This is a genomic window from Cyanobium usitatum str. Tous (assembly GCF_003011885.1).
Classification (GTDB): Bacteria; Cyanobacteriota; Cyanobacteriia; order PCC-6307; family Cyanobiaceae; genus Cyanobium_A; species Cyanobium_A usitatum.
The window spans coordinates 325748-347908 of the sequence record NZ_PXXO01000001.1; the positions used below are offsets into that span (position 1 = coordinate 325748).

Sequence of the window (22161 nt, forward strand, 5' to 3'; positions counted from 1 at the left end):
CCGCTCAAGCAGTGCAGCCTCTACGAACCCGCCAGGCCTAGGAACACAATCGCAGCCTGGTTGAGCCGTTGCAGGTCACTGCGGGCCAACTTGCCGATTCGGGAGCCCAGCCGGCGGCGCGAGACGGTCGTGATCTGGTCAACCATCAATTGGCTCGTCGCTGCCAGGCCATTGGCGGTGCTTGGCTTCACGGGGATTCGAAACAGTGGCGCTTCGGTGGGATCACTAGTGAAGGCACAGATCGTGACGGACTCGGTGCTGTCAAAAGCATCGTGCTGAAGGATCACCGCAGGGCGCGGTTTGCCGGTCACATCGCCGCCACCGGCAACAGTCCAGATCTCGCCCCGCTTCACCACCCATCCAGCTCGCTGACGCTGTCAATGAAGCCCTGATCGCTGGAGGCCATGGTGCTGGTGCCCACCGCAAGGGAGTCCTGGTGGGCGCGTTCCGCAAAGGCAGGCGTGCGTGTATCAGGAATCCAGACCTGAACTGGCCTGAGGCCCTGAAGGCGCAGCCGTTGTCGATGGGCTGCGACGCGCAGCCTGGTTGCTGAGGAGCTGGTGGCCATCGCGGCTGACGCCTTGGATGTTGTTACATGTTACGGCTGGCCCGGTGTGTCGGCCGATCACAGCCCCCGCTCCATCAGCTTGCCCATCAAATCGGCGCTGCGCTGCTGGAAGCCAGCCAGCTCATTGGGCTCCAGGCCGCCCACGGCCAGACGGGCCAGCTCGTAGACATGGCGGCCAAGATCATCGGCCAGCTGCTGGCTGGGGGAGCTGCCGCCACCGCCACCGGTTGTGATCACCGAACCGGCCGAGAGCTTGAGCAGGCCTTCCACCAGCTTGTGTTTGCGGTTCACCAGCAGCACGTGGTGATCGGGCAAGCCCGGCAGGCGCTGCTCCATCAGGGCGCCCATGTCGTTGAGGCGGCGCATCTGCTCCGGCAGCAGGATCAAGGCGGCTGGGGCGTTGTCACCCTTCAGGGCCTGCACCTGGATGGTGATCTTGTCGTTGGCCAGAGCTGCCTTGAATAAATCGCGCAGCTTTTCGGAATTGTCCTTGCCGTCTGCGTCGCTGATCTCGCTTTCTTTCTCCTGCAGCGATTCATCCAGCTCGCTGTCCACCCGCTGGAATTTGAGCTCCTCGTGGCGGTATTCGAGCCAGGGGATGAACTGGGTATCGATGAAGGTGTCGGCCAGCAGCACCTCGGCCCCCTGGCTCTTCCATAGGGCAAGGGCCCCAGCCTGGCCTGCTTCATCGGTGCAGTAGAGGATGCGCTTGTCGTTGGCGCCATCCAGGCGGGTGCGGTAGCCAGCCAGGGTGGTGTAGGCCTTGCCGCCTTCGCCGGGGATGGGGTCGGGGCTGTCGCCTTCGCCGGCGGCAGCCGTGCTGCCAAACAGCACCAGATCGGCCACCTGGTCGGCGAACTTTTCATCCTCCATGGCGCCGATCTTGATGAAGGGGGCCAGCGACTCCCAGCTTTCGGCGTAGCGCTTGGGGTCGTTGCGATGGAGCTCCTTGAGCCGGTCGCCCACCTTCTTGGCCACGAAGCCACCGATCGAACGCACGCGGCGATCGGTTTGCAGGGCGGAGCGGCTCACGTTCAAGGGAATGTCGGGCGAGTCAATCACGCCGCGCAGGGGCAGCAGGTAGCGGGGCACCACCTCCTTGATCGAGTCGCTCACAAACACGTTGTTGCAGTAGAGCTTGATCTCGCCCTTCTCCCAATCGGCCCGGCCAGTGGATTTGGGGAAAAACAGGATGCCCTGCAGGTTGTAGGGGTAGTCGGTGTTGAGGTGCACCCACAGCAGGGGATCGCCTTGGAAGGGATAGAGGTAGCGATAGAGCTCGATGTAGTCGTTGTCGGTGAGATCCCTGGGGCTCTTGCGCCAAGGGGCCTCGCGCTTATTGACGGTTTCGCCTTCCAGCTGCACTTCCACCGGCAGGAAGTCGCAGTAAGTGGTTATTAAGGTGCGGATACGGGTCGGCTCGATGTATTCGAGCTCCTCCTCCATCAGGTGAAGGATCACGTCGGTGCCGGGCTCGCTGCGCTCGGCCACCTCCAGGCTGAAGTTGGGGGAGCCATCACAGCTCCAGCGCACCGCCTCAGCGCCAGCACTGGCCGAGAGGGTCACCAGCTCCACCTGCTTAGCCACCATGAAGCTGGAATAGAAGCCCAGGCCGAAGTGGCCGATGATCGCGTCGTTTTCTTGCTTGTATTTCTCGAGGAAGTCTTCGGCGCTGGAAAAGGCCACCTGGTTGATGTAGCGCTTCACCTCATCGACATTCATGCCGATGCCGTTGTCGGAGATGGTGAGGGTTTTGGCCTCGCGGTCGATGCGGATCGAAATCTTGGCCTCAGGCCCTTCGCTGCAGTCGCCAGCCATCGCCGCCATGCGCCGCTTGCTGATGGCATCCACGCCATTGCTCACCAGCTCCCGCAGAAACACCTCATGGCCGCTGTAGACGGCTTTTTTAATGATCGGAAAGATGTTTTCGGTGTGGATCTGAATCTGGCCCTGTTCCAGCACCGTCATGGCAAGCGTTAGGTCGTTGGGCCAAACCTTACGGAGCTTGGGCCTTCCGGCTCAATGGCTTTGAGGGAGGGGTCTCCGAACTCTGAATTAGCTAAGTCTTAGCTTGGCTAAGTAGTGGTTTGCCTAAGTGGTTGCTTGGCTAAGCGGTTGCTAGGCTAGGCGGTGGTTTGCCTAAGCGGCGTCTTGGCTAAGTCTTGGCTAAGCTAAGTAGCGCCGCTCACAACCTGCCTGCTGCGCTAAGCCTGCCTGCTGCGCAGCTCAGCCTGCCTGCTGCAGCTCGGGCTTTTCTTCGGGAAGGATGGCCCCCTGCACGGGACACACCTGCAGGCAGATGCCGCAATCGATGCAGGTGTCGAAGTCGATCCAATAAAAGTTTGTGCCCTTGCTGTTGGCACCTTGGCCGGGGTTGATGCAAGCCACGGGGCAGGCATCAACGCAATCGGCTACGCCCTCGCAGACGTTGGTGACGATCGTGTGAGCCATCTCAGAATTTTAAGGAGCGATCCAGAGGGTACGGCCGCAGCCGCGGGCTTGGCCGAGGGCTTCTGCTTCCGCCTGGTTGGCGCAGGCCCCGCTGAGCAGTTCAGCGCAGGTGCCCATCTGGTGCAGGGCCTCCAGCTGATCGAGGGCTGCGGCCAGGTGATGGGTGTTGCCGTAGGCCACCAGCACCGGCGAAGGGCTCTCTATGGCAGGTGCCACCAGCTCCCGCACCGCTCCCACATCGAAGCCAAAGCCCACTCCCGCAGCTTCGCTTGGCTCTGGGCAAAAGCGACCCACCAGGGCGTCGTAACGACCGCCGCTGGCAATCTCCACCGGCACCTCCTGGCCCTGGCAGACCAGCTTCAGCACCAGACCGTCGTAGAGGGCGAAGTGGGGCTGGAAGCTGGGGTCGAGCTGCAATTGCACCCCAAGGCGCTCTGCGGCCGGGGCCACCGCAGCCAGGGTCTCGCCCAGCTCCGCTAGCAGGGGAATGGGGCCCAGCCATTGCTCCAGTTGATAAAGCACCTTGGCGGGCTCGCCGCGCAGGCGCATCAGGTTGCCCAGGCGCTGCCGATCAGAATCCGGTAAGGCCAGTTGGGCCAGAGCCAGCGGGTCGAAGTTGGTTAGGGCGGCGCGGGCAGCGCCCTGCTGCTTCTCGGGGAGCTGGCGCAGCAGGGCGCTGAGCACCCCGTGGTGCCCAACTAGCAGCCGGGGTTGGTGATGCTCCTGTAGTCCAAGGGCTCCGGCGGCGGCAAGCAGCAGCCGCATCAGCTCCACATCGGCGGCGGCGGTTTGGGCCCCGAGCAGCTCGACGCCGCTCTGCAACTGTTCATGCAGCCGCTGGGAGCCGCCCTCAGCCGTGGAGCTGCGGAAGGTGCTGCCCATGGCCCAGAGCCGCAGGGGGCGGGGCCGCTCGGCCAGGCGGGTGCTGGCGGCGCGGGCGATCGAGGCGGTCAGCTCCGGCCGCAGCCCCAGGGGCTCATCACTTGCCAGCCGCACCAGCTCGCGGCCGTCGATGCCACCACCAGCCTCCAGGGTGTCGAGCCGCTCAAAACTGGGCGGCGCCACCTCCTGGTAGCCCCAGAGCCGATACACAGCTGCGAGCTGATCGGCGATGCGCCGGTTGCCCTCAACTTCACGGGGGTTGAGATCCCGAACGCCAGCGGCAGGTTGCAGGGCCATTGCGGCGTTGAAGGTGGGATGGGGTGGGCTGATCCTATGGATCGAATCAGGGGGAGTCGAGTTCGGGGGCGCCATAGCTGGCTCCGGCCAGGGGGCGGCAGGAAGCCAGGCCCTCGATCAGGGCTGGTTGCAGGGTCGCTCCACAGGCCAGGATCCGCCCCGAGTCGATCACAAATGCCGAGCCGTCGTAGGCGCTCACCACACCGCCGGCTTGCTCCACAAGCACCGCTCCGGCGGCCAGATCCCAGGGCGATAGGCCCCGCTCCCAAATGCCATCGAGCTTGCCGGCGGCCACGAAGGCAAGATCGAGGGCCACTGAGCCGCCGCGGCGCACGCCCTGGCTGCGGTGGGTAAACCAGGCGAATTCGGCGTAGTTGTTGTCGAGTCGGCTGCGGCGGTCGTAGGCAAAGCCGGTTACCAGCAGGGCCTGCTCAAGGCTGGGGCAATTGCTAACGGCCAACCTGCTGCCATTGCACCAGGAGCCCAGGCCGGGTGCGGCCCAGTAGAGCTGCTCCAGGCCTGGGGCAGCCAGGGCGCCGAGCAGGGGCTGTCCGCGCCAGCACAAGCCCACCGAGGTGGCAAACAGCGGATAGCTGTGGGCGTAGTTGGTGGTGCCATCTAGGGGATCGACGCACCACTCCAGCTCGCCGGGCCTGGAGCGGCGTCCGCTCTCTTCGGCCAGAACGCCAATCTGCGGTGTTTCGGCCTCGAGCAGCGCCAGCACCGCTGCTTCAGCGGCATGGTCTGCCTCGGTGACCAGATCGCCGGAGCGCCCCTTCTCACGCACCTGCTGCAGGCGGCCAAAGTGCTGGCGCAGTTGCTCGCCTCCGACCTCCGCAGCCCGGCGCGCCACCGCCGATAGGTGTTCGATATCGCCGCTGCTCAGGCCCGATTGCTCGTAGGCCGCGGTGCTGGCTGCTTTCATTCCTCCTCCAGGGGTAGGGCGCTGCGCACCTTGCCGCGGCCAAAGTGCCGCCCAAACTGCAGTTCGTAGACCTCGTCCTCCTCCTGGGTCACTACCTCCAAGGGGCCGGTGGCCCGGGCCACGCAGAGAAGTCCGTAGCCACGCCCGCGCAGCTCCCGCGACAGCCCCAGGGCCTCGCGCTGATCGATTTCGCCGCTAATCACGCGCACGGCGCAGGCGGTGCAGCAGCCGTTGCGGCAACTAAAAGGCAGGGGATCCCCCTGCTGCTCAAAGCTGCGCAGGATGTATTCCCCTTCGGGAACCTCATGGCGAATCACCTGGCCGGTTTGGAGCCAGTGAACCGTGATCGGATGGGTGAGAGTCATGCTGCTACATTGCCATCTGGTTGCCCCATTTTGCCCCTGGAGAGGTGGCCGAGTGGTCGAAGGCGCAGCACTGGAAATGCTGTATAGGGGCAACTCTATCGAGGGTTCGAATCCCTCCCTCTCCGTTATAAAGCCGGCCTTGCGGCCGGCTTTTTCATGGTCTTCAAGGATTGAATGAATCAATCCATGATTAGCCAAGTTGCTGATTTTCCAAGTTCCTAGGCCAATAAGTTCCTGTGTTTACAAGTTACTAAGTTGGCAAGTCGCTGATTTTGATATAAAGTTCTAATTTAAATCCCTATCGTTGTATATCAGCCGAATCGGCCGCTCACGTAGTCCTGGGTGGCCTGCTGGCCGGGGGCATTGAAGATCCGCTCGGTGTCGTTGAACTCCACTAGGTAGCCCACCTTGCCGGTGCCACCTTCCACTGCTTCGGCATTAAAGAAGGCCGTTTGATCAGCCACACGCACGGCTTGCTGCATGTTGTGGGTCACGATGATGATCGTGTAGCTGCGCTTCAGCTCATGCATTGTTTCTTCGATCTTCAATGTGGAGATCGGATCAAGCGCTGAGCAAGGCTCGTCCATCAAGATCACCTCAGGCTCAGTGGCGATGGCGCGGGCGATGCAGAGGCGCTGCTGCTGGCCGCCGGACAGGGCAAATCCGCTCTCCCTAAGCTTGTCCTTGCATTCGTCCCACACTGCAGCCTTGCGTAGGGAGCGCTCCACCAGCTCATCCATATCACCCTTGAAGCCGTTGATCCGGGCGCCAAAAGCGATGTTTTCGTAGATCGATTTTGGGAAGGGATTGGGCTTCTGGAACACCATGCCAATGCGCCTGCGCACCTCGACTGGATCCACCTTGGGGTCGTAGAGATCGTGGCCGTCAAAAACAACTCTGCCCTTGAGCTTGCAGCCCGGAATCAGATCGTTCATCCGATTGAGGCCGCGCAATACGGTCGACTTACCGCAGCCTGAAGGTCCGATAAAGGCGGTCACCCGGCCGCGGGGGATATCCATGAACACATTTTTCACCGCCTCAAACTTGCCGTAGGAGATGGTGACGTTCTGCAGGGACATGCAGGCATCCCCTTTGGAGGAATCGGCGGACTGGCTGGAGTGGGAGCTGCTGGTCATTGCTCTGTAGGGAATGGGGGAAACGGAGGGGCTGGAGGGTTCGGACTTCAGACTTTGGTCATCCGGGCTATCCAGCGCGCCAGCAGGTTGGCGGCCAGGATCATCATCACCAGCACAAAGGAGGCAGCCCAAGCGAGTTCGTTTTGGGCTTGATAGGGCATGATCGCGAAATTGAAGATCAGCACCGACATGGTGGCGATCGGATCAAACACCCCATCAGGCCAGAATGAGGAGAAGAGAGCTGTGAAGATCAACGGAGCCGTTTCACCGGCGGCTCGGGCGATTGCCAGCACTACACCAGTGGCAATCGGAGTGAAGGCCGATGGCAGGGTGATCCGCATCACGGTCACAAATTTAGAAGCACCTACGCCGTAGGCACCCCAGCGCAGCTCCTGAGGCACCAGTTTGAGCCCCTCATAGGTGGTCTTAATCACAGTCGGCAGCATCAACACGGCCAGGGCGATACCGCCAGCCATGGCGCTGTAACTCTGACCGAAAAATACACGGGTGGTTACAACAGTGCCGTAGACGAATACACCGGCGATGATTGAAGGCACGCCAGCCAAAACGTCATTGCCGAAACTAACGAAATTGGCAAACCAGCCGCCGCTGGAGTATTCGCTTAGGAAAATGCCGCCCCCCACTCCCACGGGGATGGCAATCAGAGAGGCGATCAGGGTTACAAGTAAGGTGCCTATGATGGCGTTACCAATACCTCCACCCTCCATTCCGATGTCGGGTGGCAGTTGGGTGAACAAGCCCACGCTGATCAGGCGGCCGCCTTGCATCAACACGTAGAACAAAACTAAAACTAGCGGTAAAACCGCAATAGCAGCAAATATGGAAGCAATGCCGGTGAACAGCAGATTGCGTAAGTTGCGCGTCAGCCAGGGATCGTAGCGCAATGGCCGCCGGTCAAAAAGGGCGGTGTTGTCGTAAGTGATCGGAGAAGGATTGGCCATGGTGGTGATCAGTAACGCAGGCTGAGGCGACGGACGATCCACTGGGCCGCCACATTCACCGTGAATGTGAGCACCATCAGGATGAGGGCGGCATACATAAGGGCCGACACCTGGATGCCATCGGCTTCACCGAACTGATTGGCGAGCATCGAGGCGATGGTGTTACCAGGCGCCAGCAGTGAAAAGCTGAAGTTGAAGGAGTTGCCAATAATCATCGTGACCGCCATGGTTTCCCCCATGGCCCTGCCTAGGGCAAGCATCACGCCGCCAGTTATGGAAGAAATAGCTGCCGGCAAGATCACGCTGAATATGGCTCCCCAGCGGGTAGTTCCTACCCCGTAGGCTCCCTGCCGCAGTTCAATAGGCACTTGATTCAGGGCATCTCGTGAGATGGCCGTGATGATTGGTAGCACCATCACCACCAGGATCAGGATGGCCGGGGCCATGCCAGGGCCCTGGGGAGCGGTGTCAAAGAAAGGACTCCAGCCCAACAGTTCGTGCAGCCAATTGAGGACAGGCCGGATGGCGGGCCCCATGACAAAGATTGCCCAAAGTCCGAGCACTACCGATGGAATGGCGGCAAGCAGTTCCACCATCAGGCCAATCCCCTCCCGCACGGAGCTGGGGATCAGGTCTTCGGTGATGAAGATCGCCGTGCCAACACCTAGAGGGATTGCGATGGCCAGAGACAGGATCGAGGTCACCAAAGTGCCGTAGATGGCGGTGAATGCCCCGTATTGCTCGTTGACGGGATCCCAGCTGGAGATGGTTAGGAAGCTGAGGCCAAAACTGGCCATCGCCTCCCGCGCACCCTGGAAAACTGTGATGAAAATGCCTAACAGGACGATCGCGACAACTGAGGCGAGCACCAGGGTTAGCTGGCGAAAACCCAGGTCGAGCAACTTTTCTGAAGGTGGGCGGCGACGCAAGGTGAAGGCGTCAGCATCTAGGTTGCGATGGGGATTCGTTGGGCCTGAGCCCGCTTGGCTGGAGTCCGTCAGCATGGGTAGGGATGGCTTTGCATCGGTCAGCGCTAAGCGGCCGATCCAAACGAAATCTACGAAGGGCTCCCCTCACCGCCGTTTAAGCAGTGATTAACGTCTGGGAGACCGTTAGTTTGGGGACCAACAGCGCGGGGCTGAGCCGCCGTTTTCATGGGTCGACGGGGTTCTAGGCGCATGCTTCTAAGTAAAGGGGTGCCATGTCCCGGATAGTTGGCATCGACCTTGGCACCACTAACTCAGTGGTGGCGGTACTGGAGGGCGGCCGTCCCCAGGTGATCGCCAGCGCTGAAGGCGGCCGTACCACCCCCTCGGTGGTGGGCTTCAGCCGCGACCAGGAGTTGCTCGTCGGCCAGCTGGCCCGGCGTCAGCTTGTGCTCAACCCCCGCAATACTTTTGCCAACCTCAAGCGTTTCGTTGGCCGTCAGTGGGACGAGCTTGAGGAAGACAGCCTGTCGGTGCCCTACAGCGTGCGGGCCAACGACCAGGGCAACGTTCGGGTGGTGTGTCCAGCCACTGAACGGGAATACGCCCCTGAAGAGCTGGTTGCCAGCGTGCTGCGCAAGCTCTGTGACGACGCCGCCACCTACCTCGGCGAGCCCGTGGAAGCGGCGGTGATCACCGTGCCGGCCTACTTCAACGACGCCCAGCGCCAGGCCACCCGCGATGCCGGCCGCCTGGCTGGGATCAGCGTTGAGCGGATCCTCAATGAGCCCACCTCGGCAGCCCTGGCCTACGGCTTTGATCGCAGCACCGTCAAGCGGGTGCTGGTGTTTGACCTGGGCGGGGGCACTTTCGATGTCTCGGTGCTGCGCATCGCCCAAGGGGTGTTCGATGTGAAGGCCACCAGCGGCGACACCCAGCTGGGCGGCAACGACTGGGACCGGCGCATCGTTGATTGGCTGGCCGATGCCTTCCTGGCGGAGCACAGCATTGATCTGCGCCGCGACCGCCAGGCCCTGCAGCGGCTCACCGAAGCAGCGGAGAAAGCCAAGATCGAGCTCAGCGGTGTGCAGAGCACGCCGATTTCCTTGCCTTTTATTGCCACCGGCCCCGACGGGCCGCTGCATATCGAAACCACCCTGGAGCGGCGGGTGTTTGAGGGCCTCTGCCCCGATCTGCTGGATCGCTTGCTGCGGCCGGTGCAGCGGGCCCTGCGGGATTCGGCCTTCGCGGCCGAAGACATCGACGACGTCGTGCTGGTGGGTGGCTGCACCCGCATGCCGATGGTGCAGCAGATGGTGCGCACCCTCATTCCGCTGGAGCCCTGCCAGTCGGTGAACCCCGATGAGGTGGTGGCGATCGGTGCTGCGGTGCAGGCGGGGATCCTCACCGGTGAGCTGCGCGATCTGATGCTCAACGACGTCACGCCCCTTTCGCTTGGTTTGGAAACCATTGGCGGCGTGATGAAGGTGCTGATTCCTCGCAACACCTCGATCCCGGTGCGCAAGAGCGACCTGTTCAGCACTTCCGAAGCCAACCAAAGCTCGGTGGAGATCCACGTGCTGCAGGGGGAGCGGCAGATGGCGGTTGATAACAAGAGCTTGGGCCGTTTCCGTCTCTCTGGCATTCCGCCAGCGCCTCGGGGTGTGCCCCAGGTGCAGGTGTCCTTCGACATCGATGCCAACGGCCTGCTGCAGGTGTCGGCCACCGATCGCACCACCGGGCGCCAGCAGAGCGTCAGCATCCAGGGGGGCTCCAACCTCAGCGAGGAGGAGATCACCAAGTTGATTGAGGAGGCCGATCTCAAGGCCAGCGAGGATCGGCGCAAGCGAGCCGAGATTGATCGTCGCAACCGGGCCCAAACCCTGGTGGCCCAGGCGGAGCGCCGGCTGCGCGACGCATCCCTTGAACTGGGCCCCTACGGCGCCGAGCGCCAGCAGCGCTCCGTGGAGATGGCCCTGCGCGATGTGCAGGACCTGCTGGCTGCCGACGACCTGGTGGAGCTGGAGCTGGCCGTGAGCCAGCTGCAGGAAGCTCTGTTTGGCCTAAACCGCCGCTTGCAGAGTGAACGCAAGGCAGAGCAGGGGCCGCTGCAGGGACTCAAGAACACCCTGGGTTCGCTCAAGGATGAGTTGTTTGCCGATGACGATTGGGATGACTGGAACCGCCCGGGCAGCGATCCCTGGGCTGCTCCCCCCAGTCGCTACGACCGGGATCCCTATCGCGAGCCCTACAAGGATCCCTACAGAGAGCCCTACAGGGAGCCCTATCGCGAACCTGAGCCGGCAGCCCGCGAGCGCCGGCCCGGCAGCGACTCAGATCCCTGGGGGGATAGTTCCTACCGGTGACCTCTAGCCCCGCCGCCCCGGCCGACTACTGGTCGGTGCTGGGCCTCGAGCCTGGCGCCGATGCCAGCAACCTCAAGCGGGCTTTCCGGGCCCAGGCCCGCCGCTGGCACCCCGATCTCAACGGCAACGACCCGCTGGCGGAGGAGCGCTTCAAGCTGGTCAACGAGGCCTATGCGGTGCTCTCAGATCCGCGCCGCCGCCAGGCATGGGAGGCCGGTATGCCCGCTGACGGCTCGGGCCGGGAGTCCCAGGATCCCTTTGCTGTCGGTTTCCCCGACTTCGAGGTATATCTCGAGGTGCTTTTCGGGGAGCGCCGCCGTCCCCGCCGGGCCGCCGAACCCGAGTGGCAGGAACCCGAGCCTGAGCCCGAGCCTCCTGCGGAACCCCCCCGTCAGGCTTCTGGATCGGTAACCGCCGCACCGCCGCCACCACCACCGGTGCGGGCTTCCAGCGACCAGGAGAGCCTGGTGGAGCTCACGCCGGAGCAGGCGTTGCAGGGGGAGCGGCTGGAGCTGGAGCTGGCTGATGGCACGGCGGTGGAGGTGTGGACCCCTCCTTTTGCCGGCGATGGCTGGCGACTGCGGCTGGCGGGGGTGACCCCCGGCGGCGGTGACCACTTTCTGCAGTTGCGGGTGCGCACCGAAGAAGGCCTGCGCATCGACGGCCTGCGGGTGCTCTACCCCCTCGAGCTGACCCCAGCGGAGGCGGCCCTGGGCTGCCAGGTGGTGGTGCCCACCCTGCGCGGTCCGGTGAAGCTGCGGGTGCCGGCCGGCTCCTCCAGCGGCCGCCTGCTGCGCCTGCGGGGGCGGGGCCAGGAGTGGGCTGAGCAGCGCGGCGACCAGCTGGTGGAGGTGCGCATCCTGGTGCCGGAGCAGCTGGGTGAGGCGGAAGCAGCCCTCTACAAGCGGCTGCAGGAGCTCGCCGACGATCCCGACGAGCAGCACCGGTGACACACTGGAGGGCCATTGCCCCATGCCGCGATCCATGCCGGTGCATGTGCTGCTGTTTGATGCCGGAACCGATCAGGAAGGCATCCATTCGTTGGAGCTAAACGGCCGCACGGTGGTGCTGCTGTTTGAAGACAGCGACGATGCGGAGCGCTACGCCGGCCTGCTGGAAGCCCAGGACTTCCCCGTGCCCACCGTGGAGCCGCTGGACCGCGAGGAGATGGAGCTTTTCTGCGGCGAGGCTGGCTATGAGGCCCGCTTTGTGCCGGCGGGCTTCCTGCCCCAGAGCGCTGAAGACCGGCTGCTGATTGCGCCGCCTGTGCGCAACATGGACGTCACCAACTGGCAGGAGCAACGGGAGCTTCAGGAGCAGGAGCAGGCCGGCGAGAGCGCCCCTGATCCCAGCCTCGAAGCCTTCCGCCGGCAACTGGAGGGCCTGCTGTGAGTATCTCTCCTGTGACCGGCCCTGATCGCGGCCACCTGCTCACCGAGCAGGCCAATCCCCTCAGCGAGCGGCTCGACCAGCTGCCCACCGACGAGCTGGTGGGCCTTTTTTGTGCCAACGAACGGGAGCCCCAGCGGGCCCTGGAAGCGGCAGCCCCGGCCCTGGCTGCCGCCGTGGATGCCATCGCCGCCCGTTTGCAGGCCGGCGGGCGACTTTTTTACCTAGGGGCGGGAACCTCCGGCCGGCTTGGGGTGCTGGATGCGGCCGAGTGCCCGCCAACTTTCTGCACGGCGCCTGAGCTGGTGCAGGGCGTGCTCGCTGGCGGCGCCCCAGCCCTGCTGCGCAGCTCCGAGGGCCTGGAGGATCTGGCAGCTGCTGGCCGCAGCGACCTGGAGGAGCGCGGCTTTGGCCCGGCCGATTGTTTGGTGGGCATCGCCGCTGGCGGCACCACCCCCTACGTGCTCGGGGCCCTGGAGCACGCCCAGGCGATCGGAGCCCTGGCAATCGCCATGGCCTGCGTGACAGCCGAGCAGGTGCCGATGCCCTGCTCCATCGATATCCGCCTGCTCACTGGCCCTGAACTGCTGGCGGGCTCCACCCGGCTCAAGGCCGGCACCGCCACCAAGATGGCCCTGAACTTGCTCTCCACCGGCGTGATGGTGCGCCTGGGCAAGGTGCACGGCAACCGCATGGTGGATGTGGCCGTCACCAACAGCAAGCTGGAGGATCGGGCCCTGCGCATCCTGCGCGACCTGGCCGGGCTGGACCGGCAGCGCGGCCGGGAACTGCTGCTGCAGAGCGGCGGCTCGGTGAAGCTGGCCCTGCTGATCGCGGCCACTGGCCTGGATGCGGCCTCAGCCGCCGCCCACCTTGCCAGCCATGGCCCCAGCCTGCGCCAGGCGCTGGCGGCCTGCGGCGCTCAGCTGAATGGGCCCCAGTAGGGAGCCGTAAACAGTTCGAGCTTGCGGCGGGTGGCGGCGGGCACGTGCTCTTTGGGCGTCATCAGGGCATGGCGCAGGGCCTGGTGGGCGCTGCTGCTGGGTCGCTGGGCCTCCACCCGCTGGGCCGCTAGCCGCACGATCTGCTGGGCCAGGCTGGCGTTGGCTTGCAGGTTGGCGATCACCATTTCAACGGTCACCGAGGCGTGTTCCTGGTGCCAGCAGTCGTAGTCGGTCACCATTGCCAGGGTTGCGTAGGCGATCTCGGCTTCCCGGGCCAGGCGGGCTTCGGTGTGATTGGTCATGCCGATCACCTGGCAGTCCCAGGAGCGGTAGAGCTCCGATTCGGCCCGGGTGGAGAAGGCCGGCCCCTCCATGCAGAGGTAAGTGCCGCCGCGGTGCAGCTTGCGGCCCTCGGGCATCAGGCTTTCGGCAACATCGCCCAGCAGACGGCTTAGCGCCGGGCAGAAGGGTTCGGCAAAAGCCACATGGGCCACCAGCCCCTCGCCAAACAGCGTCAGCGGCCGCTGCTGGGTGCGATCGATGAATTGATCCGGCACCAGCATGTCGAGGGGCCGAACCTGCTCCTGCAGGGAGCCCACCGCCGAGAGGGACAGGATCCAGCGCACGCCGAGGGAGCGCAGGGCCCAGAGGTTGGCCTGGTAGGGCACCTCGGTGGGGGTGTGGCTGTGGTGGCGGCCGTGACGGGCCAGGAACACCACCTCCAGATCGCCGATACGGCCGAGGCGCAGGGCATCGGAGGGAGCTCCGTAGGGCGTTTCGATCGTGAGCTCTTGAATGTCTTCGAGGCCCTCCATGGCGTAGAGACCGCTGCCCCCCAGGATCCCCAGGCGGGCGCGGCTGAGATCGATGCCGTTAGGGGAGTTGGGGGTGGGGCTGCTCATCGGCGGTTGGGTCTGGCGACGGGGCGTTTAAAAGGATTGGTCCGGCTAGAGCCTGCCCCATTTTGAGCACGGCGTTTCAGCCGGTTCACCCGTGCCTCCCCATAAAGTCGGCTTTTATTCCCTGCCGCCGTGACCAAAGCCTTGATGGAGACCGACGCCGGCACCATCGAACTCGAACTGTTCGAGGCCGATGCACCCAACACCGTGGCCAACTTCACCAAGCTCGCCAAGGAGGGCTTCTACGACGGCCTGGCCTTCCACCGCGTGATTCCCGGCTTCATGGCCCAGGGCGGTTGCCCAAACAGCCGTGAAGGTGCCCGTGGCACCGCCGGTACCGGCGGCCCCGGCTACCAGATCAACTGCGAGATCAATAGCCAGAAGCACCAGGCGGGCACCCTGGCCATGGCCCATGCCGGCAAGAACACAGGCGGCTCGCAGTTTTATATCTGCCACGGAGCCCAGCCCCACCTTGATGGCGTGCACACCGTGTTTGGCCTCACCGGCAACATGGATGTGGTTACGGCCCTTAAAAACGGCAGCCGCATCAACAAGGTGACAGTTCAAGACTGATTCAGCGCCAGACCAGGAAGGCACCGGGCTGAAGTATCAGGTCGGTGCCCAGATCTGCAAGGGGCCGCTGCTCTGACTCCAGATCAGCGCTGGGATGGCTGCTGCGTTGACCATCAGGGGCTAGTAGCAGGCTCAGCCGTTCGGTTTGGGGCCAGTCGCCCATCAGCACCAGCGCCGCAGCAACTGCCCCCACTCCACTGCCGGCATGGTCGAGGCCGCCCAGCAGCACCGCAAGCTGGGGCTGGTCGAGCAGGGCCAGCAACCTTGGATGCTCCTCTCGCTCCACCTGCAGCCCCTGCTTCAGGGCCCAGCGTTGCAGCTGCTCAAGCTGGCCATTCGCCAAGGCCTGGCCGTGCCAGGCCAGCACTGCCGTGGGTCCGCCGATCGGGCAGGAGGGACCATCACCCATCAGATGGCCAAGTTTGATGCGCTTGGTTTGCAAATAAGCGGCGTTGTGGCTGCCGGCATCCATCACCAGCGGCACCCGGTCTTCGACCTGCAATCCATAACCACCAAGGCCTGCGATCTTGCGCGGGTTATTGGTGATCAGGCGCAGCCGGTGCACGCCCAGGTCGCTGAGGATTTGAGCCCCAACTCCGTAGTTGCGCAGGTCGGCAGCGAAGCCAAGGCGTTCGTTGGCTTCCACCGTGTCTAGGCCGGTGTCCTGCAGGGAGTAGGCCTTGAGCTTGTTGATCAGGCCAATGCCCCGGCCCTCCTGGCGCAGATACACCACCACCCCAACGCCGGCGGCTTCGATCATGCGCAGGGCAGCCTCCAGCTGGGGCCGGCAGTCGCAGCGCAGCGAGCCAAAGGCATCGCCGGTGAGGCACTCGCTGTGCACCCGCACCAGCACCGGCTCCTTAGCCAGCTGCGGTTGGCCCTTGATGATGGCAACGTGCTCGCTGCAATCGAGTTCGTTGCGGTAGCCAATGGCGCGGAAGTCGCCGAAGGCGCTTGGCATGGCCGCTTCAGCCTGGCGCTGCACGAAGCGCTCGGTGTCGAGGCGGTAGCTGATCAGTTCGGCAATGCTGATCAGGCGTAATCCGTGGCGTTTGGCGTAGGCAGCCAGCTGGGGTAGCCGGGCCATGGAGCCGTCGCTGTTTTGAATTTCGCAGATCACCCCGGCGGGATAGAGGCCAGAAAGCCTGGCCAGATCAACGGCGGCCTCGGTGTGCCCAGCGCGCTTCAGTACGCCACCTTGCTTAGCCCGCAACGGGAAGATGTGCCCTGGCCGACGCAGGTCGGCTGGACGGGTGTGGGGGTGGATCGCCACCTGGATGGTGCGGGCGCGATCGTCGGCGGAAATTCCAGTGCTGACACCGTTTTCAGGGCCCGCATCGACACTCACCGTGAAGGCGGTCTGGTTGCTGTCGGTGTTTCGATCCACCATCAGTGGCAGATCCAGGGCATCGAGCCGTTCACCCTCCATGGCCAGGCAGATCAGGCCCCGGGCCTCGGTGGCCATGAAGTTGATCTGCTCGGGCGTTGCAAACTGCGCGGCGCAGATCAGGTCGCCTTCATTTTCCCGATTTTCATCGTCAACCACCACGATTGATTCGCCGTTGCGGATCGCGGCGAGACCATCGGCAACTGAGTCAAAAGCGATGCGCTCTTCCCCGTTCAAAGCGACCTCCGGGCTGGAACCGGATGGCAGGGGCGTGGAACTCGAGTCGCGCAGGAGGGTCAACGGAGTGCGGGCGGGGTCTAGGCCCTGGCGCAATCATCCTTTATAAAGCCCCTTCGTCCTGCCCCCGGGCCTCGCCATGGCCAACAAGCGTGTTGCGGTAATCGGCGCCAGTGGCTACGGCGGCCTGCAGACCCTGCGCCTGCTCCACCAGCACCCTGCCCTGGATATCAGCTTCTTGGGCGGCGAGCGCAGCAGCGGCAAGCGCTGGAGTGAGCTGGTGCCCTTTTTGCCCCTGGCCGGCGACCCGGTGGTGCAAACCCCAGACCCCGATGCCATCGCAGCGGCGGCTGATTACGCGGTGCTCAGCCTGCCCAACGGCCTGGCGGCCCAGCTGGTGCCGCCCCTACTGCAGCGGGGTGTGCGGGTGGTTGATCTTTCCGCCGACTACCGCTTCAGCAGCCTCGGCCGCTGGCAGGAGGTGTATGCCAGCGAGGCCCTGGAGGTGCCCCGCAGCGATGACGACCTCTGCGCTGAGGCCGTCTATGGCCTGCCCGAATGGGAGGCGGATGCGATTCGTACCGCCCGTTTAATAGCGGCTCCTGGGTGTTTCCCCACGGCCTCACTGCTGGGGCTGCTGCCGTTCTTGAACCAGGGGCTGATCGACACCACCGGCATTGTTATCGATGCCAAAACCGGCACCTCCGGTGGTGGTCGGGCTGCCAAGGAGCACCTGCTGCTGGCGGAATGCTCCGAGGCGGTTGCTCCCTACGGGGTGGTGGGCCACCGCCACACCAGTGAGATTGAGCAGCTGGCCAGCCGGGTGGCGGGCCATGAGATCCAGCTGCAGTTCACCCCGCACCTGATGCCGATGGTGCGGGGCCTGCTGGCCACCGTCTACTGCCGTCTGCGCGACCCAGGCCTCACCGCTGAAGACTGCGTCACCCTGCTGGCTTCCGCCTACCGCCAGGCCCCCTGCGTTGAGGTGCTGCCGGTGGGTACCTACCCCTCCACCAAATGGGTGCGCCAGACCAACCGGGCCCTGCTCTCGGTGCAGGTGGATCGCCGCACCGGCCAGCTGATCGTGATGGCTGCCATCGACAACCTGGTCAAGGGCCAGGCCGGCCAGGGGGTGCAATGTCTCAACCTGATGGCCGGGCTTGAGCCCACCGCGGGCCTGCCGTTGCTGCCCTTCTATCCCTGACGCACTAGGTCCACTACCAGAGATACCGCCAGGGGCAGGATGCGGTGCTCCTGGCGCTGGATGCGGGCGTTGAGGCTGGGGTGGTCGTCCGTGGCTAACACCGGCACCGCCGCCTGCACCAGGATGCGCCCTGCATCAACCTCCTCGCACACCAGGTGGGCAGTGCAGCCGGCCAGGGTGACTCCCGCTGCCAGGGCCTGACCCACCGCATCAAGGCCGCGGAAGCTGGGCAGCAGCGAGGGATGAATGTTGATCAGGCGCTCGGGGAAGGCGCCGATCAGGGTGCTCGTGACGACGCGCATCCAGCCCGCCATCACCACCACATCAACGCCGGCTGCCTGAAAAGCCGCCACCAGGGCCTGGTCGAGGACTTCGCGGCTGGCCACGCCGCGGTGGTCATGCACTTGGCAAGGTATGGCGAGGCGCTCGGCCCGTTGCTGGGCGCCGCAGCCAGGATTGTTGACCACCAGCAGGGCCACCTCTGCCTGGAGCCGGCCGTCTGTGCAGGCTTGCACCAGGGCTTCAAAGTTGCTGCCGGCTCCCGAAGCCATCACCCCCAGCCGCAGGATTGGCTGGGCCCTGGCCCAATCCGGTTGCAATTCCGGTGGCAATGGCCACTGGACGCAGGTCTCTTGATCGCTAGGGTCTGAAAAAGCGGGCATTGTGCCGTGTCCCACCTCACCATCCTGCCCACAGTGCTGCGCGATGCCGAGGGGCTCGCCGCCAGTTTGGTGGCCCTGGGCCACACCCCCATCTATGGCGGGGTGCTTAAGGGCTTTGCCACCGAGTGCCAGCCCGTTCTTTTGCAAGTTGTTTTGCCGGGTGGTGAACGGCTGGGCTGGCAGCGCCACCGCGACGGCTCCCTTGCCCTGGTCGGCGACCTGCAGCGCCTTAGCCGCTCCCAGAGCCTGCAGCGCCTGCTTGGCGCCATCACCCGCCGCTACGCCGCCGAGCTCGCCCTGAGCCAGGCCGCCAGCGCCTTTCCTGGGGCCCAGGTGAGCTTGGCGTCCTGACGCCGTGCCCGAGCTGCATCTCGACCTCACCGCCTGCCACCAGCACCTGGTGCGGGTTCGCCTGCTTCACACTCCCCGTCACCTGAGCCTGCGCCTGGCCCTGCCGGCCTGGACTCCCGGCTCCTACCTGATCCGCGACTATGTGCGGCAGCTTGAGGGTCTGGAAATCACTCAGGCTGGACACCAGCTGGAGCCGCGCCGCACCAGCCCGAGCAGTTGGCAGCTAGAGCTTCCCAGCCTCGAACCAGTTGAAATCAGCTACGCGGTGCTGGCCGCCGAGCTCACGGTGCGCACCTGCCATCTCGATGGCGACCACGGCTTTCTGGCCTTAGCTGCCGTGGTTCTGGAGCTGGAGGGGGAGCGTTGGTCGCCCCACCGGCTGCAGCTCAGCCTTCCGCCCAGCTGGGATGCCTTCGTGCCCCTGCCAGAGCTACCGGGCCCGGCGAAGGGCTGGCTTGCCGCCGATTTCGATCAACTTATCGATACGCCGATTGAGGTTGGTCCCCATCGCTCCCATCACTTCAACGTCGCCGGTGTGCCGCATCGCTGGGTGAGTTGGGGCCGCGATCTGCAAGGCGCCGATCTGCTCGACAGTGATCCCCAGCTGCTCAGCGATCTCGAAAAGGTTTGCCTGGCCTGCTGCCGGTTGATGGGCGTGGAGCGACCTGCGGCCGACCACTACCTGTTTGTGCTGCACCTCACCGAAAGCGGTTATGGCGGCCTGGAGCACGATTGCAGCACCGTGTTGCAGTTTGGCCGTCTGGCCCTGGCTAAGCCTGGTGGCCGCCGCAAGTTGCTGCAGCTAGCCGCCCATGAATACCTGCACCAGTGGAACGTGCGCCGGCTGCGGCCCGCCGAGCTGAGCCCTTATCGCTACGACCAGGCGGTGGTGGTGCCCACCCTCTGGTTTGCCGAGGGAATCACCAGCTATGTGGATCAGCTTTTGCCCCACTGCGCTGGCTGCAGCAGCGAGGCGGAGCTGCTCGAGGATTTGGGCGCGGATCTGAGCCGCTACCTGCTCAGTGCTGGGCGGCGGTTGCAGAGCCTGCGCGCCAGCGGTGAGGAGGCCTGGGTAAAGCTCTACCGCCCCGATGCCTACTCCTCCAACAGCCAGGTGAGCTACTACCTCAAGGGTGCGGTGCTGGCCCTGGTGCTCGACCTGCACCTACGCCGTGCCGGTAGCGGTCTGCCCGTGGTGCTGCGGCAGCTTTGGGCCAGCCATGGCGCCGTGGGCCGGGGCTACCAGGAGGCAGACCTGATTGCTGCCTTTGCCAGCCAGGCGCCCGATTTAGCTGAGCTGTTGCCCCGCTGGCTCAGCTCCTGTGAGGATCCGCCCCTGTTTGGCTATCTGGCCGATATGGGCCTGCGGCTTGAACCCCGGCTGGCTGCCAGCCAGGAGCTGGGCTGCCGCTTGGAGCCAGGCAGTGGCGGGTTGGTGGTGCAGCGGGTGGGCCGCGATGGACCGGCCCAACGGGCGGGGCTGGTAGTGGGCGATGAATGGATTGCCCTCGATGGCATGCGCCTGCGCACCATTGACGATTCCATGGTGCATCTGCGGCCGGAGGCTCCCCTGATTCCCCACCAGTTGCTGTTCTGCCGGGACGGTTTGGTGCGCAGCACCGTGCTGCTACCAACGGCACCAGCCGTGGAGAGCTGGCAGCTCCAGCTCGATGCCAGCTCTCCTGATCTGGGCACTCCTGATCTGGGAACTGCCGAAGTTTGTGCTGAGCGCCGCCGCCGCTGGCTGGGTCTTGAGGCTGCATGAATTCCAGCCCCCAGCCCCTCTGGATCGCCATAGGCGCCGGCGCCATGCTCGCCCTGGGCGGGCTTGGCTGGCTGGCTCGGGATCTCTCAGCCCAACCGAATGGCGGCCAGAAGCGCCCCAGCCTGCTTGAGCTGCTCGAAGAGGTGCGCCAAGCTCCGGCAGCACCTGAGCCGGGCCGCCGGGCTGCACCGGGGCCGCCTAACCACTCGGCTTGGCAATCCCCCCTGCGGGCGAGTTGCGCTCCCGGCGATCCAGCCCAGCGTTTAAGACTGCAGCAATTGGCAGAAAGGGTCCAAACCTCCCCGGCGCGGGTGCAGATCCACCCCACCAATTTTGGCGAGCGCTTCAATCGTGATGCCTACGGCAATCCGGTGGATCCCACACCCCAGCTGGTGGTGCTGCACGAAACGGTTTACGGCATTGGTTCAGCCATCAACACCTTCGTGACGCCCCATCCCCGCGATGAAGATCAGGTGAGTTACCACACCTTGATTGGTGGCGATGGCTCGGTGGTGCAGGTGCTCGATCCTTCCAAACGGGCCTTCGGGGCTGGCAATTCGGCCTTCAACGGCCGCTGGGTAGTAACGAACGCCAAGGTGGGTGGCTCGATCAATAACTTCGCCCTGCACATCAGCTTGGAAACGCCCCTCGATGGCGAGAACGACGGACCAGCCCATAGCGGTTACACCTCAGCCCAATACGACGCCCTGGCGGCCCTGCTAGCCGGCTGGATGCAGCGTTTCCCCATCCCGGCCTCCCACATCACCACCCACCGGGCGGTGGACCTGGGCGGCGAGCGAGCTGATCCACGCAGCTTCCGTTGGTCTGAGTTGCAAACCCGAATGCAAAACCTCGGCCTGCTCTGCAAGTCTTGATTAAATTATTAAAGTGTTGATTGAATTATTAAACTGTTAATTGACTAATTAAATATTTGACTCGTTAAATATTTGATTAGATCAGTGGTGCTGGAACCTGTTTGCGGGTGGCATACAGCAGGGCATGGAGTTCGGGATCCTGCATGGTGCGCAGGATGCGGCGGGGGTAGTCGAGCTTGCCGTTGTGGAGGTAAGCCAGGGTGGCTAGGGCCTTGGCGTCACGGGGGTTGCCGCTGGCCTGCAGGGGGCGCTGGGGCAGCTCGAGGGCGCGGCTGAGGCGGGCGAATTTGCCCACCAGCAACACCACGTTGCGTTCGGGATCGAGCAGCTGGTTGCGGGCCTCGGTGATTTCGGCTTCGGAGGCATTGGGCGGCAGCAGGCCTTGGTGCACCATTTCGCCGAGGCTTAGCTGGGCGGGGCCATGGGTGCTGAATAAGCCGGAATGGGCCGCCAGGGGCAGATCTTCGCCCGGTTTGGCGTGCCGCATTTCGTCAAACAACACTGCCGCCACCAACACGGGATTGATCCTCTGGCGCTGGGATTCGGCCAGGATCAGGGGACGAAGCTCTACCAGGCGCCCCAGGGTGTGGCTGCGCAGCGGCTCTAATTGGTCGATGCCACTGGTGAATAACTGGGCCAGGCGGGGCTGGGGGCCGTGGACACCAAATCGGAGCTGCAGCTCCTTGAGTTCATCTGGTGAAAATTGCAGCGGATCTGCAAATTGCCCCGAGCCAGCAGCGGAGCTGATGCTGCCGCTGAGACCGGGATCCAGCAGCAGCAGGGGCGTTTTTGGACCGTTATGGAGCGGGAAACTCGCAACAGCCAGCAGGGCTGCTGCAAGGCCGGTGAGACGCCGGACCCCTACCAGCCGCTTGCCTAGGGCAAGCCAGCGCGGGTAGCTGGTGGGGTTAGGCACAAACACTCATTAGTTGTGGCTTGATATTACAGAATTTCTCTGGGTAAGTCCTCTGGCTACGGAACGGTCTTCCGTCCGGCC

At 64.3% G+C, this 22161-nt stretch carries 23 protein-coding genes and 1 tRNA gene; 10 read left to right on the plus strand and 14 right to left on the minus strand.

What is annotated here, in order from left to right; genetic code table 11:
* Positions 1-20 precede the first annotated feature (20 nt).
* The 7 genes from C7K55_RS01710 to C7K55_RS01740 form a co-directional block, all read right to left on the minus strand.
* Complete coding sequence (locus C7K55_RS01710; RefSeq protein WP_241518088.1) at positions 21-356, minus strand: type II toxin-antitoxin system PemK/MazF family toxin; 336 nt, start codon at positions 354-356, stop codon at positions 21-23.
* Entirely contained in the window at positions 350-568 is a 219-nt protein-coding gene (locus tag C7K55_RS01715) for an antitoxin MazE family protein (RefSeq protein WP_106501640.1), read from the minus strand. The genes C7K55_RS01710 and C7K55_RS01715 overlap by 7 nt, the downstream gene beginning before the upstream one ends.
* 57 nt (positions 569-625) lie before the next feature.
* Complete coding sequence (htpG, locus tag C7K55_RS01720; RefSeq protein ID WP_106501641.1) at positions 626-2536, minus strand: molecular chaperone HtpG; 1911 nt, start codon at positions 2534-2536, stop codon at positions 626-628.
* Positions 2537-2794: 258 nt separating this feature from the next.
* Positions 2795-3019, minus strand: coding sequence for an indolepyruvate ferredoxin oxidoreductase subunit alpha (locus tag C7K55_RS01725; protein WP_106501642.1), 225 nt, complete (start codon positions 3017-3019; stop codon positions 2795-2797).
* A gap of 9 nt (positions 3020-3028) precedes the next feature.
* A complete protein-coding gene (locus C7K55_RS01730) occupies positions 3029-4198 on the minus strand; it encodes an ATP phosphoribosyltransferase regulatory subunit (RefSeq protein ID WP_106501643.1) in 1170 nt (389 codons plus the stop codon).
* 46 nt (positions 4199-4244) lie between these two features.
* Positions 4245-5123, minus strand: coding sequence for an inositol monophosphatase family protein (locus C7K55_RS01735; protein ID WP_106501644.1), 879 nt, complete (start codon positions 5121-5123; stop codon positions 4245-4247).
* On the minus strand, positions 5120-5488 hold the full coding sequence (locus C7K55_RS01740; RefSeq protein WP_106501645.1) for a 2Fe-2S iron-sulfur cluster-binding protein: 369 nt from the start codon (positions 5486-5488) through the stop codon (positions 5120-5122). The genes C7K55_RS01735 and C7K55_RS01740 overlap by 4 nt, the downstream gene beginning before the upstream one ends.
* Before the next feature lie 38 nt (positions 5489-5526).
* On the opposite strand from C7K55_RS01740, the gene C7K55_RS01745 reads away from it, so the two are divergent.
* Positions 5527-5613 (plus strand) — tRNA-Ser (locus tag C7K55_RS01745).
* Positions 5614-5799: 186 nt separating this feature from the next.
* Here C7K55_RS01745 and pstB read toward each other — a convergent pair.
* Genes pstB through pstC form a run of 3 tightly spaced genes read right to left on the minus strand, consistent with a single transcriptional unit; the run spans position 5800 to position 8515 of the window.
* Positions 5800-6624, minus strand: a complete 825-nt coding sequence (gene pstB / locus C7K55_RS01750; protein ID WP_106501646.1) for a phosphate ABC transporter ATP-binding protein PstB — start codon at positions 6622-6624, stop codon at positions 5800-5802.
* A 47-nt stretch (positions 6625-6671) separates the two neighbouring features.
* Complete coding sequence (pstA, locus tag C7K55_RS01755) at positions 6672-7586, minus strand: phosphate ABC transporter permease PstA (RefSeq protein ID WP_106501647.1); 915 nt, start codon at positions 7584-7586, stop codon at positions 6672-6674.
* 8 nt (positions 7587-7594) lie between these two features.
* Positions 7595-8515, minus strand: a complete 921-nt coding sequence (gene pstC, locus C7K55_RS01760; RefSeq protein ID WP_241518089.1) for a phosphate ABC transporter permease subunit PstC — start codon at positions 8513-8515, stop codon at positions 7595-7597.
* Between the two features lie 272 nt (positions 8516-8787).
* Here pstC and dnaK point away from each other — a divergent pair, with 272 nt between their 5' ends.
* From dnaK to murQ, 4 genes are read left to right on the plus strand one after another with little or no spacing between them, the layout of a single operon-like run.
* The gene (gene dnaK / locus C7K55_RS01765; protein ID WP_106501649.1) at positions 8788-10878 is read left to right on the plus strand and encodes a molecular chaperone DnaK; all 2091 of its coding nucleotides are present in this window, start codon (positions 8788-8790) and stop codon (positions 10876-10878) included.
* Positions 10875-11828, plus strand: a complete 954-nt coding sequence (locus tag C7K55_RS01770; RefSeq protein ID WP_241518090.1) for a DnaJ domain-containing protein — start codon at positions 10875-10877, stop codon at positions 11826-11828. The genes dnaK and C7K55_RS01770 overlap by 4 nt, the downstream gene beginning before the upstream one ends.
* A gap of 34 nt (positions 11829-11862) precedes the next feature.
* The gene (locus tag C7K55_RS01775; protein ID WP_106501650.1) at positions 11863-12270 is read left to right on the plus strand and encodes a DUF3110 domain-containing protein; all 408 of its coding nucleotides are present in this window, start codon (positions 11863-11865) and stop codon (positions 12268-12270) included.
* On the plus strand, positions 12267-13211 hold the full coding sequence (gene murQ / locus C7K55_RS01780; protein WP_241518091.1) for an N-acetylmuramic acid 6-phosphate etherase: 945 nt from the start codon (positions 12267-12269) through the stop codon (positions 13209-13211). The genes C7K55_RS01775 and murQ overlap by 4 nt, the downstream gene beginning before the upstream one ends.
* On the opposite strand, the gene mtnP is transcribed toward murQ, so the two are convergent.
* Positions 13190-14113, minus strand: a complete 924-nt coding sequence (mtnP, locus tag C7K55_RS01785; RefSeq protein ID WP_106501652.1) for an S-methyl-5'-thioadenosine phosphorylase — start codon at positions 14111-14113, stop codon at positions 13190-13192. The two genes, murQ and mtnP, sit on opposite strands and share 22 nt — an antisense overlap.
* A 129-nt stretch (positions 14114-14242) precedes the next feature.
* Between mtnP and C7K55_RS01790 the strand changes: the two genes are divergently transcribed.
* Entirely contained in the window at positions 14243-14683 is a 441-nt protein-coding gene (locus C7K55_RS01790) for a peptidylprolyl isomerase (protein WP_106501653.1), read from the plus strand.
* Between the two features lies 1 nt (position 14684).
* Here the strand turns inward: C7K55_RS01790 and ribBA are convergent, their stop codons facing one another.
* Positions 14685-16289: a bifunctional 3,4-dihydroxy-2-butanone-4-phosphate synthase/GTP cyclohydrolase II gene (gene ribBA / locus C7K55_RS01795; RefSeq protein WP_123058583.1), complete on the minus strand. Its 1605-nt coding sequence runs from the start codon at positions 16287-16289 to the stop codon at positions 14685-14687.
* A 157-nt stretch (positions 16290-16446) separates the two neighbouring features.
* Here ribBA and argC point away from each other — a divergent pair, with 157 nt between their 5' ends.
* Positions 16447-17511, plus strand: coding sequence for an N-acetyl-gamma-glutamyl-phosphate reductase (gene argC, locus C7K55_RS01800; RefSeq protein WP_106501655.1), 1065 nt, complete (start codon positions 16447-16449; stop codon positions 17509-17511).
* On the opposite strand, the gene purN is transcribed toward argC, so the two are convergent.
* Entirely contained in the window at positions 17502-18173 is a 672-nt protein-coding gene (gene purN, locus C7K55_RS01805; protein ID WP_106501656.1) for a phosphoribosylglycinamide formyltransferase, read from the minus strand. The two genes, argC and purN, sit on opposite strands and share 10 nt — an antisense overlap.
* A gap of 6 nt (positions 18174-18179) precedes the next feature.
* Between purN and C7K55_RS01810 the strand changes: the two genes are divergently transcribed.
* The 3 genes from C7K55_RS01810 to C7K55_RS01820 are packed head-to-tail and all read left to right on the plus strand — an operon-like array spanning position 18180 to position 21164.
* Positions 18180-18524 (plus strand): DUF1257 domain-containing protein, encoded by a 345-nt coding sequence (locus tag C7K55_RS01810; RefSeq protein WP_106501657.1) that lies wholly within the window; start codon positions 18180-18182, stop codon positions 18522-18524.
* 4 nt (positions 18525-18528) lie between these two features.
* Positions 18529-20289, plus strand: coding sequence for a M61 family metallopeptidase (locus tag C7K55_RS01815; protein WP_106501658.1), 1761 nt, complete (start codon positions 18529-18531; stop codon positions 20287-20289).
* Entirely contained in the window at positions 20286-21164 is an 879-nt protein-coding gene (locus C7K55_RS01820; protein ID WP_106501659.1) for an N-acetylmuramoyl-L-alanine amidase, read from the plus strand. Before C7K55_RS01815 ends, C7K55_RS01820 begins: the two co-directional genes overlap by 4 nt.
* A 76-nt stretch (positions 21165-21240) precedes the next feature.
* Here the strand turns inward: C7K55_RS01820 and C7K55_RS01825 are convergent, their stop codons facing one another.
* Positions 21241-22080, minus strand: a complete 840-nt coding sequence (locus tag C7K55_RS01825; protein ID WP_396094814.1) for a helicase DnaB — start codon at positions 22078-22080, stop codon at positions 21241-21243.
* Between the last annotated feature and the right edge of the window lie 81 nt (positions 22081-22161).

Bases quoted from the DNA above. Each gene is read 5' to 3' on its own strand.
- argC (WP_106501655.1), top strand. From the start codon at position 16,447: ATGGCCAACAAGCGTGTTGCGGTAATCGGCGCCAGTGGCTACGGCGGC.
- C7K55_RS01740 (WP_106501645.1), bottom strand. From the start codon at position 5,488: ATGACTCTCACCCATCCGATCACGGTTCACTGGCTCCAAACCGGCCAG.
- pstA (WP_106501647.1), bottom strand. From the start codon at position 7,586: ATGGCCAATCCTTCTCCGATCACTTACGACAACACCGCCCTTTTTGAC.
- C7K55_RS01775 (WP_106501650.1), top strand. From the start codon at position 11,863: ATGCCGGTGCATGTGCTGCTGTTTGATGCCGGAACCGATCAGGAAGGC.
- C7K55_RS01735 (WP_106501644.1), bottom strand. From the start codon at position 5,123: ATGAAAGCAGCCAGCACCGCGGCCTACGAGCAATCGGGCCTGAGCAGC.
- pstB (WP_106501646.1), bottom strand. From the start codon at position 6,624: ATGACCAGCAGCTCCCACTCCAGCCAGTCCGCCGATTCCTCCAAAGGG.
- C7K55_RS01730 (WP_106501643.1), bottom strand. From the start codon at position 4,198: ATGGCCCTGCAACCTGCCGCTGGCGTTCGGGATCTCAACCCCCGTGAA.
- htpG (WP_106501641.1), bottom strand. From the start codon at position 2,536: ATGACGGTGCTGGAACAGGGCCAGATTCAGATCCACACCGAAAACATC.
- C7K55_RS01725 (WP_106501642.1), bottom strand. From the start codon at position 3,019: ATGGCTCACACGATCGTCACCAACGTCTGCGAGGGCGTAGCCGATTGC.
- dnaK (WP_106501649.1), top strand. From the start codon at position 8,788: ATGTCCCGGATAGTTGGCATCGACCTTGGCACCACTAACTCAGTGGTG.
- purN (WP_106501656.1), bottom strand. From the start codon at position 18,173: ATGCCCGCTTTTTCAGACCCTAGCGATCAAGAGACCTGCGTCCAGTGG.
- C7K55_RS01715 (WP_106501640.1), bottom strand. From the start codon at position 568: ATGGCCACCAGCTCCTCAGCAACCAGGCTGCGCGTCGCAGCCCATCGA.
- C7K55_RS01820 (WP_106501659.1), top strand. From the start codon at position 20,286: ATGAATTCCAGCCCCCAGCCCCTCTGGATCGCCATAGGCGCCGGCGCC.
- mtnP (WP_106501652.1), bottom strand. From the start codon at position 14,113: ATGAGCAGCCCCACCCCCAACTCCCCTAACGGCATCGATCTCAGCCGC.